Origin of the sequence: Streptomyces sp. NPDC050504 (genome assembly GCF_044458065.1) — a bacterium.
Lineage (GTDB): Bacteria > Actinomycetota > Actinomycetes > Streptomycetales > Streptomycetaceae > Streptomyces.
This window is the reverse complement of the sequence record NZ_JBITHO010000020.1, coordinates 21,144-34,779: the sequence shown is the minus strand read 5'-3', so window position 1 is coordinate 34,779 and position 13,636 is coordinate 21,144. Positions and strand designations below refer to the sequence as shown.

12 protein-coding genes are annotated in these 13,636 nt (G+C 71.8%); 1 reads left to right on the top strand and 11 read right to left on the bottom strand.

The window, feature by feature from the left end; genetic code table 11:
- Positions 1 to 124: 124 nt before the first annotated feature.
- The 11 genes from ACIBNE_RS40575 to ACIBNE_RS40525 all read right to left on the bottom strand — a co-directional run bounded on the left by ACIBNE_RS40575 (position 125) and on the right by ACIBNE_RS40525 (position 12,534).
- Complete coding sequence (locus ACIBNE_RS40575) at positions 125 to 796, bottom strand: response regulator (protein ID WP_399281026.1); 672 nt, start codon at positions 794 to 796, stop codon at positions 125 to 127.
- A complete protein-coding gene (locus ACIBNE_RS40570; protein WP_399281024.1) occupies positions 793 to 2,115 on the bottom strand; it encodes a sensor histidine kinase in 1,323 nt (440 codons plus the stop codon). Before ACIBNE_RS40570 ends, ACIBNE_RS40575 begins: the two co-directional genes overlap by 4 nt.
- Positions 2,116 to 2,158: 43 nt before the next feature.
- Positions 2,159 to 2,995 (bottom strand): ABC transporter permease, encoded by an 837-nt coding sequence (locus ACIBNE_RS40565; protein ID WP_399281022.1) that lies wholly within the window; start codon positions 2,993 to 2,995, stop codon positions 2,159 to 2,161.
- Positions 2,992 to 3,921, bottom strand: coding sequence for an ATP-binding cassette domain-containing protein (locus tag ACIBNE_RS40560; RefSeq protein WP_399281020.1), 930 nt, complete (start codon positions 3,919 to 3,921; stop codon positions 2,992 to 2,994). Before ACIBNE_RS40560 ends, ACIBNE_RS40565 begins: the two co-directional genes overlap by 4 nt.
- A gap of 169 nt (positions 3,922 to 4,090) precedes the next feature.
- Positions 4,091 to 5,926 (bottom strand): type VI secretion protein, encoded by a 1,836-nt coding sequence (locus ACIBNE_RS40555; protein ID WP_399281018.1) that lies wholly within the window; start codon positions 5,924 to 5,926, stop codon positions 4,091 to 4,093.
- 1 nt (position 5,927) lies between these two features.
- A complete protein-coding gene (locus ACIBNE_RS40550; protein ID WP_399281016.1) occupies positions 5,928 to 7,337 on the bottom strand; it encodes an ATP-binding protein in 1,410 nt (469 codons plus the stop codon).
- A gap of 19 nt (positions 7,338 to 7,356) precedes the next feature.
- The gene (locus ACIBNE_RS40545) at positions 7,357 to 8,907 is read right to left on the bottom strand and encodes an SCO6880 family protein (RefSeq protein ID WP_399281014.1); all 1,551 of its coding nucleotides are present in this window, start codon (positions 8,905 to 8,907) and stop codon (positions 7,357 to 7,359) included.
- The gene (locus ACIBNE_RS40540) at positions 8,904 to 10,277 is read right to left on the bottom strand and encodes a hypothetical protein (RefSeq protein ID WP_399281011.1); all 1,374 of its coding nucleotides are present in this window, start codon (positions 10,275 to 10,277) and stop codon (positions 8,904 to 8,906) included. Before ACIBNE_RS40540 ends, ACIBNE_RS40545 begins: the two co-directional genes overlap by 4 nt.
- A complete protein-coding gene (locus ACIBNE_RS40535; RefSeq protein ID WP_399281009.1) occupies positions 10,267 to 11,121 on the bottom strand; it encodes a hypothetical protein in 855 nt (284 codons plus the stop codon). Before ACIBNE_RS40535 ends, ACIBNE_RS40540 begins: the two co-directional genes overlap by 11 nt.
- Before the next feature lie 179 nt (positions 11,122 to 11,300).
- The gene (locus ACIBNE_RS40530) at positions 11,301 to 11,609 is read right to left on the bottom strand and encodes a hypothetical protein (protein ID WP_005315450.1); all 309 of its coding nucleotides are present in this window, start codon (positions 11,607 to 11,609) and stop codon (positions 11,301 to 11,303) included.
- 340 nt (positions 11,610 to 11,949) lie between these two features.
- On the bottom strand, positions 11,950 to 12,534 hold the full coding sequence (locus ACIBNE_RS40525) for a TetR/AcrR family transcriptional regulator (RefSeq protein WP_399281006.1): 585 nt from the start codon (positions 12,532 to 12,534) through the stop codon (positions 11,950 to 11,952).
- 105 nt (positions 12,535 to 12,639) lie between these two features.
- Between ACIBNE_RS40525 and ACIBNE_RS40520 the strand changes: the two genes are divergently transcribed.
- Entirely contained in the window at positions 12,640 to 13,542 is a 903-nt protein-coding gene (locus ACIBNE_RS40520) for an NAD(P)-dependent oxidoreductase (RefSeq protein ID WP_399281004.1), read from the top strand.
- The last annotated feature ends 94 nt before the right edge of the window (positions 13,543 to 13,636 follow it).

The following is a 13,636-nucleotide window of genomic DNA, read 5'->3' as shown; positions in this document are numbered from 1 at the left end:
GTACTGCAGGGGGGACCCTGTGGGAGAGTAGGACGCCGCCGAACAATCATTGTGGGAAAGCCCCGCACCTTATGGTGCGGGGCTTTTCTGCGTTTACGGGGCCCTTTCGGGCCCCTTTCGCGTTTCAGGCCGGGGTGACCAGCTGGGCGTCGTACGCCAGGATCACCGCCTGGACGCGGTCCCGTGCGCCCGTCTTCGACAGGATGCGGCTGATGTGGGTCTTCACCGTCGACTCCGCCAGGTGCAGCCGTTCCGCGATCTCGGTGTTCGTCCAGCCCTGGCCGATCACCGTCAGGATCTCCCGCTCCCGTTCGGTCAGCGCCGTGATGCGGGGGTCCTCCGGGGCGGCGGCCCCGGCGTCCGGCTCCTGCGGGAGGTACCGCACGTAGGTGTCCAGGAGCCGGCGAGTCAGGCTCGGGGCCACCACCGCGTCCCCGCTCGCGACCGCGCGGATCCCGGAGAGCAGTTCCTCCGGGAGCGCGTCCTTCACCAGGAAGCCGCTGGCCCCGGCGCGCAGCCCCGCGTACGCGTACTCGTCCAGGTCGAACGTCGTCACGATGAGGACCCTCGTGCGCGCGCCCGCCGCGACGATGCGGCGCGTCGCCTCGATGCCGTCCAGGCCCGGCATGCGGATGTCCATCAGGACGACGTCCGGGCGGTGCTCCGCGGTGAGCCGTACGGCTTCCGTGCCGTTGGCCGCCTCGCCGACGACCGTCATGTCGTCCTGGCTCTCCAGCAGCATCCGGAAGCCGAAGCGCTGCATGGGCTGGTCGTCGGCTATGAGAACGGTCGTCACGGTGCCGGTTCCTCCACGGGGAGTCGCAGGTGTACGCGCCAGCCGCCGCCGTCCGGGCGGGGGCCGGCTTCGAGTGTGCCCCGGTAGAGGGCCGTGCGCTCCCGCATTCCGGTCAGGCCCTGGCCGGAACTCGGGATCGCGGGAGTGGGAGCGGGAGCGGGAGTCGGCGGAGCGGCGGTGTCGGTTATCTCGGCGGAGAGGTGCCGTGGCGCGTGCGTGAGCGTCACCGCGGCCGTCGCGTCGGGGCCCGCGTGCTTCAGGGTGTTGGTCAGGGCTTCCTGGACCACGCGGTAGACCGTCAGCTCCAGGCCGGGCGTGAGCGTCGGCGAAGGGGTGCCCCTGGTCTCCAGGCCGACCTTGAGGCCCGCTTCCCGTACCCCTTCCAGCAGGGCGTCCAGGTCGGTCAGGGACGGTTGCGGGGCGCGTGCCGCCGGGGCGTCCTCGCGCAGCACGTCCAGCAGCCGGCGCAGCTCGGCGAGGGCCTGGCGGCTGGTGCTGGAGATGGCGCTCAGGGCCTGGGCGGCGCGCTCCGGGCTCTTCGCCGCCGCGTAGGCGCCGCCGTCCGCGAGGCCGGTGATGACCGAGAGGTTGTGGCCGATGATGTCGTGCATCTCCCGGGCGATGCGGGTGCGTTCGGCCGCGGCTGCCAGCCGGGCCTGCTGGTCCCGCTCGACTTCGAGCTGGCGGGCGCGCTCGACCAGGGACGCCGTGTACTCCTGGCGGGTGCGGACGGCGAGGCCGAGGGCGGCGGCGAGGAGGATCCCGTAGAAGGCGGGGAGGAACTGCTGGTCCCAACTGCCCACCGGATGGCGGGTCGCGCCGATCGCCAGGGGCGGCGTGCTCAGGGCGAACGCCACGGCCAGGGTGCGCAGCGGCAGGCGCAGCGCGATGTGGAAGAAGAAGAGCAGCGGGATCAGGGCGGCCTGGAGGTGGGCGCCCGTCCAGCCGTTGACCGCGCCGAACGGCAGCGTGACGAGGTACGCGGCCAGGGGGTGCGTGCGGCGCAGGAGGAGGGGGACGGTGAAGGCCAGGGACAGGGCGACGACCAGCGGGACGGGGACGTCCTGGTTGTACGTGATGTTGCGCCAGCCGCCCGACGCGTCGACGAGCGCGGCCGTGACGAAGAAGCCGGTGACCGCGGTGTCCCAGAGGCCGGGGCGGCGGGCGTCGAAGGCCCGTACGCGCTCGCCGTACGCCTTGATGCGGCGGGTCAGCGGGTGGGCGCCCGACGACCAGTCCTGCTGGGCGGGGTCGGGGGCGCCTTCCGGGCGTTCGGGGGGTGCGGGGGCCACTGCCGTCACGTGGTCATCTTCCTTCATCCGTACGGACCTTGTGGCCCGGTCCTTCAGACGTCCCGGCGCTTCAGACGTCCCGGCGCTTGAGGCGGAGGGACGCGAGGCCGAGCAGGGCCAGTGCCCACAGGGTGAGGGCGAGGAGGCCGACGCCGGGGGAGACGGCGTCCTCGACGGGCTGGGCCGAACCGATCGGCTGGAGGACCTTGGTGGGGAAGTAGCGCAGGGCGTCGGATACGGCGTCGAAGGGGAGGGCGGAGACCACCTCGGGCAGGAGCAGGACGCCGCCGATGAAGGCGCCGATGGCGCCGGGCACGGACCGCAGCAGCGCGCCGAGGGCCAGGGCGGTCAGGCCGAGCAGGGCCATCGCGGCCGCGCTGCCCACCAGCGCGCGCAGGATGCCGGGATCGCCGAGGGACGCGGCCTGTTCGGTGTCGCCGAGGAAGACCTGGGCGCCGAGGAAGGTGGCGAAGACCGTGCCGAGGGTGGTGAGGAAGGTGGCGGCGGTGTACGCGGCGGCCTTGGCCCAGAGGACCGGGAGCCTGCGCGGTACGGCGGTCATGGAGGCGCGGACCATGCCGTTCGCGTACTCGCCCGCCGTGCAGAGGATGCCGAGGACGGCGACGGCGATCTGGGAGAGCTGCATGCCGATGAGGACGATGACGACGACGTCCATGTCGGCGTCGTCGCCGCCCGCCTCGTAGGTGATGCCCATGGTGAGGCCGATGCCGAGGATCATCAGGCTGGAGGACAGCAGGGTGATCCAGGTGGAGCGCAGGGTCCACAGCTTGTGCCATTCGGAGCGCAGGACGCGGCGGGGGGTGAGGCGGTACGGCGGGGCGGCTGCGGGGGCGGAGGGGGAGGTGGGGGAAGCGGGGGAGGTGGGGGCGGTGGTCGTGGTGGTCATGCTGCGGCTCCTGCCTGTGCGTGGGGCGTGGCGTGGTACTCGACGGCGTCGTGCGTCAGGTCCATGAACGCCTGCTCCAACGAGGCGGTGGTGGGGGTGAGTTCGAAGAGCGGGACGGCGTGGGCCGCGGCGGTGCGGCCGATGTGCTCGGCGTCCGTGCCGCGTACGTGCAGTTCACCGGGGGAGGGGCACGTGACCTCCACGCCGGGTGCGGCGAGGAGGGTGGTGAGGGCGGCGGCTTCGGGGGTGATCACCTTGACGTGGCTGACGCCCTGGTCGCGTACGAAGGCCTCGACGGTGGTGTCCGCGAGGAGGCGGCCCCTGCCGATGATGACGAGGTGGTCGGCGGTGAGGGCCATCTCGCTCATGAGGTGCGAGGAGACCAGTACCGTACGGCCCTCCGCTGCCAGGGACTTGAGGAGGTTGCGGATCCACAGGACGCCCTCGGGGTCGAGGCCGTTCACCGGCTCGTCGAGGACTATCGCCGCCGGGTCTCCGAGCAACGCGGCGGCGATGCCGAGGCGTTGGCCCATGCCGAGGCTGAATCCCTTGACGCGGCGGCCCGCGACGTCGGTCAGGCCGGTGACGCCCAGCACGTGCTCGACGCGGGAGCGCGGGATGCCGTGCGTGTGGGCCAGGGCCATGAGGTGGTGGAAGGCGGTGCGGCCCGGGTGCACCGAACGGGCCTCCAGGAGCGCGCCGACCTCGGTGAGCGGGGCGGCGTGGGTGGCGTACGCGCGGCCGCCGATCGTGGCGCTGCCGCTCGTGGGGGCGTCCAGGCCGAGGAGCATGCGCAAGGTGGTGGATTTTCCGGCACCGTTGGGGCCCAGGAAGCCGGTGACCGTGCCGGGGCGGACGGTGAAGCCGAGGCCGTCGACGACTGTCTTCGGGCCGTAGCGCTTGGTGAGGTCTTGGGCGCGAATCATGTGGACGACGTTATGGAGTTGGCGGGTGCGGGGCGTCCGACCTGGGGTGGGAGCGGGGCGGGGGCGTAGTACCGGGGTACGAGGCGGGCGCGGTGGTGCGCGTTCCTGTCGGGGCATCGCGTGGGGGTGCGCGGTCCTGTCGGGGGCGTCGCGTGGCGGTTGCCCCCCGCTACGGGGTGAGCCTTGCCTCCGGCCAGCGGGCTCTGGCCTGTTCCTGCGAGCGGAGCAGGACCAGGGTCGCCAAGCCCTGGTCCTGACCGGTCGACAGCAGCTCGGGCAGCTGGGGAAGCGGAGCTACTGCCGCGACGTCGTCCAGGACGAACGTCATTGGTGGGTCGAGCCGACCGTCGGATGACCGTGCGGCCATGCGGCGGCCGTGCTCGACCACGTGTGAAGCGAGCGCCGTGAGCAGTGGCATGGCGCCTGGGCGGGTGCGGGGATCCTCGATGGCTTCCCCCACCACATAAAGGGTGCCCCCCTCGCCGATGAATGATTCCAAGGTCAGCGAATCAGTTCGATTTGGTGTGCATGCCTCACGGATGTGGACCGAGGAGAGGGAGGAGAGCGCCCGCGCCACCAACTGCTGTGCGATCTCCCGGCGTTCGGGGTGCGCGGTGAGGGCGGACTCCAGGAGGCCCGCGAGGCCGGACGTGGCCTTGGGGTGGGTGCGGAGTATGCGTACGGGGTCGTGGGCGCCCGCGTTCTGGGCCCAGCGGTGCACCTGCTTGAACGGTTTGCCGTCCACGGCGGCGGCGTGCAGCCAGCAGCGCAGGAGCGTTTCCGCGGTGTCGGCCATCGCGGCGTCCACGCGGGCGTGCGGGCGGACCGGGGCGAGCAGCGCGGCGGCGCGTTCGCGCGCGGTGTCGGGGTCCTCGCAGTGCGCGGTGGGGGACCAGTGGAGGCGGGCCGGGTTCGGGGTGTCGCAGAGGTGACCGGGGTCGTAGAGGAGGACCGGGCCGAGTTTGGCGCGGGCGTCCTTGGAGTCGGCCCAGATGGTGGGGTCCGAGGTGAGGACGAGGGCGGGGCCCTCGGCGTCCCGGAGGGCCTGGAGGGCCTGGGGTTTGCGGGAGGGGGCGGGGGCGTAGTGGAGGCGGGTGGGTCGGGAGGGGCGGGGGGATTGGGGGTTTTGGGGGGTGGTGGTGTTTGAGGGGGTGCCGGCGTACCAGGCGGCGGTTGCGGGGGTGCCGTTGTGCGGGGTGGCCGCCCCCGAAACCGGGCCCGGCCCGGACGCGTCGGGGGCTCCGCCCCCGGACCCCCGCGCCTCAAACGCCGGCGGGGCTGGATGGGGCACCCGTGCTTCGGTCGCAGGCGGGGCCGGATGGAGCCCCTGTGTCTGGGACGGCTCGGGCGGGGCTGGATGGAGCCCCCGTGTCTCGGACGACTCTGGCGGGGCCGGATGGGGCCCCCGTGTCTGGGACGGCTCGGGCGGGGCCGGGTGGAGTCCTCTTGTCTCGGGCGACTCTGGCTGGGTCGGGTGGGGCACCCGGGTTTCGGACACGGGTTCCGTGGGCGCGGGGCGGCCCCGGTCGGGCGCCCGCTTCCCGGGCCGGTGCGAAGCCGCCCCGCGGGCCTCCGCCCGCTTCGCCGCCCGCTCCTCCGCCGCCTCCGCCCTCCTCGTCCTGCGGACCACCCGCCATCGTGCCACCGCGCCCAGCACGAAGATCGTCAGTACCAGCAGGACCATCAGCTGGCCGAGCAGCAGGCCCCAGAACAGGCCCCAGCCCGAGAGTTGGGCCGGTGGGGTCTGGGGCCAGGCCCCCGCCAGGTCGTGGGGTTCCGTCACGAGGGCCTTCAGGGCCTCCGGAGTGCGGCCGAACGTCACGTTGTCGGGCCACGAGCCGTGTGCGAACAGGCCCGCCAGGCCCGTGGCCGTCCAGGACAGGAGCGCCACGCCCAGGGCGAACGCCAGGCCGCCCACCAGGAGGCCGTCCGGGACCCCGCCCTGGCGGCCCGAGGGGCCGCGCGGTGCGCCGCGGTCCTCGTACCGCCGTTCCCAGTCGTTCACCTCACGCCACCGTGGACTGGGACGACTGCGACTGCTCGATGAGCGCCGCCCGTTGCTCCGTCTCCAGTTCCGCCGCGTGGACGTCTTCGTTGGGCACGGGGTCGGGGGTCGAGCCCTCGGTCATCGCGCGGTCCGTGTAGACCAAGGGGCGTTCCGCCTCGGTGACCAGGTGTTTGACCACCTGGACGTTGCCGTTGACGTCCCAGACCGCGACGCCCGGCATCAGGGTCGGGATAATCTCGACGGCCCAGCGGGGCAGGCCGAGCACCCGGCCCGTCGCTCTCGCCTCGTCGGCCTTCTGCGCGTAGATCGTGCGGGTCGAGGCCATCTTGAGGATCGCCGCCGCCTCCCGCGCGGCCGCGCCGTCGACCACGTCCGAGAGGTGGTGGACGACCGCGACGAAGGACAGGCCCAGGCGCCGGCCGAACTTCAGCAGGCGCTGGAAGAGCTGGGCGACGAACGGGCTGTTGATGATGTGCCAGGCCTCTTCGACCAGGAAGATGCGCTTCTTGCGGTCCGGGCGGATCCAGGTGTGTTCCAGCCAGACCCCGACGATCGCCATGAGGATGGGCATGGCGATGCTGTTGCGGTCGATGTGCGAGAGGTCGAAGACGATCAGCGGGGCGTCGAGGTCGATGCCGACCGTCGTCGGGCCGTCGAACATGCCGCGCAGGTCGCCGTCCACGAGGCGGTCCAGGACCAGGGCCACGTCCAGGCCCCACGCCCGTACGTCGTCTATGTCGACGTTCATGGACTCGGCGGACTCCGCCTCGGGGTGGCGCAGTTGCTCGACGATGTCGGTGAGGACGGGCTGGCGGTCCACGACCGTCTCGTTGACGTAGGCGTGCGCGACCTTCAGCGCGAAGCCGGAGCGCTCGTCGAGGCCGTGGCCCATCGCGACCTCGATGATCGTGCGGAGCAGCGCGAGCTGGCCCGTGGTGGTGATCGCCGGGTCGAGCGGGTTGAGCCGGATGCCGTCGTTGAGCGCGGCCATCGGGTCGAGCCGGATGGGGGTTATCCCCAGCTCTTCCGCGATGAGGTTCCATTCGCCGACGCCGTCCTCGCCCTGCGCGTCCAGGACGACGACCTGCCGGTCGCGGAAGCGCAGCTGCCGCAGCACGTACGTCTTCTCCAGCGCCGACTTGCCGTTGCCGGACTCGCCGAGCACCAGCCAGTGGGGGGCGGGGAGCTGCTGCCCGTACAGCTGGAAGGGGTCGTAGATGTAGCCCTTGCCGCTGTAGACCTCCCGGCCGATGATCACGCCGGAGTCGCCGAGGCCCGGCGCGGCGGTCGGCAGGTAGACGGCCTGCGCCTGGCCGGTGGAGGTGCGCACCGGCAGTCTGGTGGACTCCACCTTCCCGAAGACGAAGGAGGTGAAGGCATCCGTGAGCGCGGTCAGCGGATCTCGCATGGCTACTTGCCCTTCCCGGCTAGCGTCGGATGCCGGTCGCGAACGGCAAGGTGTTCACGAAAGCGCGGTGGTGCTCGCGATCGCACCACTCCAGCTTCAGATACGACTTGCCCGCCGAGGCCCGGATGGTCCGCTTGTCGCGGGCGAGGGCCTCGGGTGAACGTGACGACACGGTGATGTACCCCACCAGGTTGACGCCTGCCGCGCCGCTGGCCAGATCTTCACCCCGCTGGTCGAGCCGACCGTGGGCGGCGATGTCGCGGGGGTCGACGGTGCGGTTCATCTTGGCGGCGCGGTTGGCCTCCGCCTCGTCGTTGGTCTTCTCGGTGAGCATCCGCTCGATGGCGATCTCGGTGGGCTCCAGGTCCATGGTCACGGCGACGGTGCGGATCACGTCGGGCGTGTGGACGAGGAGCGGCGCGAGGAAGTTGACGCCGACCGGGGTCATGGGCCACTCCTTGACCCAGGCGGTGGCGTGGCACCAGGGCGCGCGGGTGGACGACTCGCGGGTCTTGGCCTGCAGGTACGTGGGCTCGACGGCGTCCAGCTCGGCCGGCCAGGCGTTTCGTTTCGTCATCGCCTGGATGTGGTCGATCGGGTGGTCGGGGTCGTACATCGAGTGGACGAGCGAGGCGAGGCGGCCCTGGCCGAGCGGCTGGCGGACCCGGATGTCGGCCTCGGCGAGGCGGGCGCAGATGTCGTTGAGCTCGCGGGCCATGACGACGGCGAGCCCGGCGTCCTTGTCGACCTTGCGGGTGCCCGAGGGGCGGGCGGCGCGGGCCATGGCGTGGCCCTCGGCGGCGAGTTCGCGGGTGTAGTGCATGCAGGCGACGAGGTACGCGCGGTGCTGCTCGCTGGAGGTGGAGACCATCGACTGGAGCTGGTCGTAGGAGTCCAGGAGCCAGGCGGGGGCGTTGTGGTCGCCGCGCTGGGCGACGTCCTTGGCGTGCGCGTCGGGGTCGGCGGGCAGCGTGCGGGCGAGCATCTGGAGGCGGGTGACGAAGCCGTCGCCGTTGGCCACGTGCTTGAGCAGCGTGCCGAACCGGTCGACCAGGGCCTCCTGGTCCTCGCTGTCGCGCAGGCCGACGCCGGGGCCCTCGATCTCGATGGCGGCGGTGACGGTGCGCCGGTCGGCGTGCAGCAGGACGGCGATCTCGTCGGGGCCGAAGGGCGCGGCGAGCCAGCTGATGCGGCCGATGCCGGGGGGCGGGCCGACCTCGACCTCGCGGCCGTCGCCCCGGACGCCGGCCTCCATGGCGGCGGAGCGGTAGGTGGTGCCGCGGCGCAGGGTGCGCTTGTAGCTGCGGTTGATCTCGAACCACTTGTAGAAGGTGCGGTTCTTGTACGGCACGTAGACGGCGGCCAGCGCGAGCATGGGGAAGCCCATGAGGGTCACGATGCGCAGGGACAGGACGGGGACGAGCAGTCCGCACATCATGCCGACGAACGCACCGGCGATGATCAGCGCGATCTCGCCGGTCTCGCGGTTCTTCCCGACGATCGCGTTGGGCCGGGCGCGGCCGATGAGATACGTACGGCGGGGCGTGATGGTCGGGGACTGGGTCGTCAACGCCCTGCACCTCCTGTGCTGTTGTTGCCCGTGCTGGACTTGCGGTTGCTGTGCGGGGTGCCGGCGGTGGGGGAGCCGGTACGGGGCGGGGGTGCGGCGGAGGGGACAGATCCGCCGCCGCCCCCGCCCGTCCCGCTGCCGCGGGAGCCGTGGGCGGCGACTCCGCCGGAGACGGCGGAGGCGGTACGGGGCTCGGGCGCGCGGCCTCCGCCGTCGCCCGCGGCGCGGCTGCTGTGGGTCTGGATGCCCTGGGAGACGCCTGCGGCGGGGGTGGTGATGCGGGCGGCGGCGCGGGAGGCGCCGTCGGTGACGTGCTTGCGGCTGGCGCTGGCGGCGGCGATGTCGTCGCCGAAGCCGGGCACGAAGCGGTAGATCATCGCGGAGGCGAAGATCGCGAGCAGGATGATGGCGAGGCCGGAGACGATCGCGGAGAAGGCGTCGGGCCCGTCGCCGCTGCTGAGGGCGCCCGCGAGGCCGAGGACGATCATGATGACGGGTTTGATGAGGATGACCGCGATCATGATGCCCGCCCAGCGGCGGACGTGGGACCAGAGGTTCTTGTCGACGAGGCCGGCGTAGACGACGGTGCCGAGGAGGGCGCCGACGTAGAGCAGGGCGGCGCGGATGACGAGTTCGAGCCAGAGGATGCCGGCGGCGACGATCGAGACGAGCGAGACGACGATCAGCATGATCGGGCCGCCGCCCATGCCGTCGCCCTTCTTCAGGGCTTCGGAGAAGGAGCCGAAGAAGACGTCGTTCTGGTTGCCGGACGCGGAGGCGATGACCTCGGTGACGCCGTCGGTCGCGGAGACGACGGTGTAGAGGATCAGCGGGGTGAACGCGGAGGCGAGGACCGTCAGCCAGAGGAACCCGATGGCCTCGGAGATCGCGGTGGTCAGCGGGACGCCCCTGATGGCGCGCTTGGCGACGGCGAGGAGCCACAGGACGAGCGTGAGGACGGTGGAGGCGGCGAAGACGACGGCGTACTGCTGGAGGAACTTGGGGTTGGTGAAGTCGACGTCGGCGGTGCTCTTCACGGCTTCGCTGAGCTTGGAGACGATCCAGGAGGCGGCGTCGGCACAGCCCTTGGCGAGGGAGGAGAGGGGGTCGAGGGTTTCGGTGGGGGCGGAGGGGGTGTTACGGGCGTTGGCGGCGCCGTCGCCTCGTTCGCAGTACTCCTTGGCCGGACCGCGGATCAGGTCGCACGGGTTGTTGCTCGGCGACGGTGAAGGCGATGGGGACGCGCCGGGCGAAGGCGAGACGGGCGGCGTGGGCGCGGCGGACGTACTCGCCGCAAAGGCGAAAGCCGCGACCTGCACCGCGGCCAGGCCGCCGGTGAGCGTGAGGGCACGGTGGCGCTTACCGGGCATACGTGAACCCTCCGAACTGCTGTACTGCCTCGGCCATCTCGTCGGCGCTGGAGGCGGCCTGGTCGCGGCCGACCGGCGCGGGGCCGTCCTTCTGCGCGAAGTCGGTGACCTTCCAGTCGCCGCCGACCCACTTCAGTTCGAAGGTGTTGGTGTACCAACCCTCGGCCACGGGATTCTGGGAACCCTGCCCTGCCAGCCCGAAGAGGGACGAGTACCAGACGGACACGGTCGCCGCGCTGTTCTCGAACTTCGTCACCTTGGTGCCCACGGGGATGGTGCGCGAGATGAACGTCAGCCCTGTGGGTGCGGTGCCGTCCTCCTTGAGCCCGATGCTCGTGAGGAACTTCGGATCGGAGTAGACCTTGTCCAGGGCGCCTTGGCGGGCCGCTGCCACGTCGGGGGCGTACACGGTGTTCGCGATCTCCCGGCGCCGGTCCCGGTTGAACATCCCGTCGGACCCCAACGCCACCGCGAAGTTCGCCGCCGCGCTCTGCGCCCCCTGCTCGTCCCGTGCGAAGCCCGACGCGATGTCCCCGGTCTTGCCCTCCACCGGCTTCACGCCGCTCGCCGCCGTCGACGACGCGCCCGGTTTGCCGCCGCCGCCCGGTGCGCCGCCCTCGTCGTCGCTGCCGCCGCCCCTGTTGGCGAAGGCGATCGCGGCCACCAGGAGCACCACCACGCCCACCACGGTGATCATCGACCGGGAGGGCCGCGCCCCGCGGCGCGCCCCGCTTCCGTACCCGTCGGCGGACGCCGGCCCCTCGGGCAGGCGCGTGCGGGTCTGGCCCGTACCGCCGATCCCGCCGTCCTCCGGGTACCGCCCGTGGTCGTCGCCCGTGCTCATGCCCCGCACGTCCCTTCAAGGCCGGTTCCCGCGCGGTCGCGGTGTGGTGACTGGACATCAGCGTGACTGGACATGAGGGGGAGGCAACCTCGGCCGGTGAGCGGTGCGGGACGCGGGGGTAGGGGACGCGGGGAGGGGGAGCTACGGGGAAGGGCGGGGTGCGGGGACGTGACCGGGGGTCAGACCGCCATCCCGTACACGATGGTGAACAGGGTCCCCAGCGATCCGATGATGAAAACGCCGGTGAGTCCCGCCACGATGAGCCCCTTGCCCTGCTCCGCGCTGAACGTGTCGCGCAGTGCCGTCGCGCCGATCCGCTGTTTGGCCGCACCCCAGATCGCGATGCCGAGGCAGAGGAGGATGGCGATGGCCATCACCACCTCGATCATCACCCGCGCCTCGTTGCCCAGACTGCCGAACGGACCCCAGTTCGGGGCGATTCCGCCGATGATGGTGGTGATGTCGCCCTTTTCCGCTGCCAGGATCATGTAAGTCACCGCCCCTGTCGGGTAGTTCGATTCCCCTGCCCCATGGCATGGGTCGGGCTCTATCTTCGCTGATGAAACCGGCCTCGTACGACGACTTGCCGTGTCTCTTTACCCGACAATCGCACGGACGCCCGAGTCAATGGCTCTGACCTGGCTCTGACCTGCGACTTGAGGCGTGTGTCATACGAGTGCGCGTATGGTTACTCTGTGTATCACGGAGGGTGACTCCGGGCAATGACTGTCGTTGTTCCACTCTTGGCCGCTGTCCGCGGCCGGTGGCGCTCCGGCGGTCGTCGCCCCTCCACTATCCGTCAAAGCGGCCCGTGGCGGAACGAGGCCCTCAGCGGTACGAGCCCACCAGGCGCGCGAGGTGACGGCCCGCCAGGAGCAGTGCCCGCTCGTCGCGGTTGACCTGTGCGGTGACCTCCGCGCCCTCCAGGGTGCAGATCACCGTCGTGGCCAGCTCCGCCGCGTCGGCCGCCCCGAAGCCCGACGCCAGCAGCTTCGCCGACACCAGCGCCTCCCACTCGGCGAACGCCGCCGCGCTCGCCTCCTGGATCGCCGTCCGCTCGCCGTCCTCCTCGCCCAGCGTCTCCAGCGCCGCCGCCGTCACCGGGCAGCCGTCGCGCCAGCCGGACGCGCGCAGTTCGGTGGCGAGCAGGACGGCGCACGCCTCCACGGCCTTTGCCGGGTCGTCCTCGCCGTCGAGCGCCGTGCGCAGCAGCTGCGCGAACTCCTCGCAGCTGTGCCGCAGCGCCGCGATCGCCACGGCCTCCTTGCCGCCGGGGAAGAAGTGGTAGACGGAGCCGAGGGTGGCCTCCGCCTCCTTGGAGATCTGCTTGATGCCGGTGCCCGTGTACCCCTGCCGCTGGAGGAGGCGTGCGGCGGCGACGACGATCCGGTCCCGGGTGCTGCTGGTCTGCATGGCGCCAGATTACCGGATAGAGCGTTCGTTCTAGAGCTGTGCTACGGTCCTGTCATCGCTCTGGATAGAGCGTTCGTTTTAGCAACCGGACCAAAGGGGAGAACCATGGGTGCGCACACCAACGGCACGTCGAACGGCACGTCGAACTCGGTCACCGTCATCGGCCTCGGCCCGATGGGCCAGGCCATGGCCGCGGCCTACCTGGACCAGGGCTACGAGGTCACCCTCTGGAACCGCACCCCCTCGCGGGCCGCGGACCTCGTCGGGCGGGGCGCCGTCCTCGCGCCGACCGTCGAGGCGGCCCTGGCCGTCAACGAACTGGTCGTCCTGAGCCTCATCGACTACGACGCCATGTACACCACCTTCGCCGGGGTGCCGGACACCGCCTTCGCCGGGCGCGTGCTGGTCAACCTCTCGTCCGACACGCCCGACAAGGCGCGCGCCGCGGCGGCCTGGGTGGCCGAGCGCGGGGCCGTGCAGCTCACCGGCGGCGTCACCGTGCCCCCGTACGAGCTGGCCAAGCCCGGCGCCTCGACCTTCTACAGCGGCCCCGCCGAGGCCGTCGAGGCGCACAGGGCGGCGCTCGAAGTGCTGACCGCCGTCGACTACAAGGGCGCCGACCCGGGGCTCGCCGCGCTCCACTACCAGCTCGGCATGACCGTCTTCTGGACGGCCATGCTCAGCTTCTGGCAGGCCGTCGCCATGGCCGAGGCGCACGGGCTCAGCGCCGCCGACGTCCTGCCGCACTCCGACGCCACCCTCACCGGCATGGGCAGCTTCCTGGAGTTCTACGCCAAGCGCGTCGACGCGGGCGACCACACGGGCGACGTGGACCGCCTCGCCATGGCCCGCGCCAGCGTCGACCACGTCCTGCACACCGCGTCCGACGCGGGGGTCGACACCACGCTCCCGGGCGCCGTGCTCGCGCTGATCGAGCGCGGCATGGACGCGGGGCACGGCGCGGACAGCTTCTCCAGCCTGGTCGAGCTGATGAAGCGTCAGCGGTAGTCGGAGGGGCGGAGGGGCAGAGGGGCAGAGGGGCAGAGGGGTAGAGGGGTAGAGGGTCGGCGGGGGCGGCCGTGCGGGAGGCCGGTGGACGAAG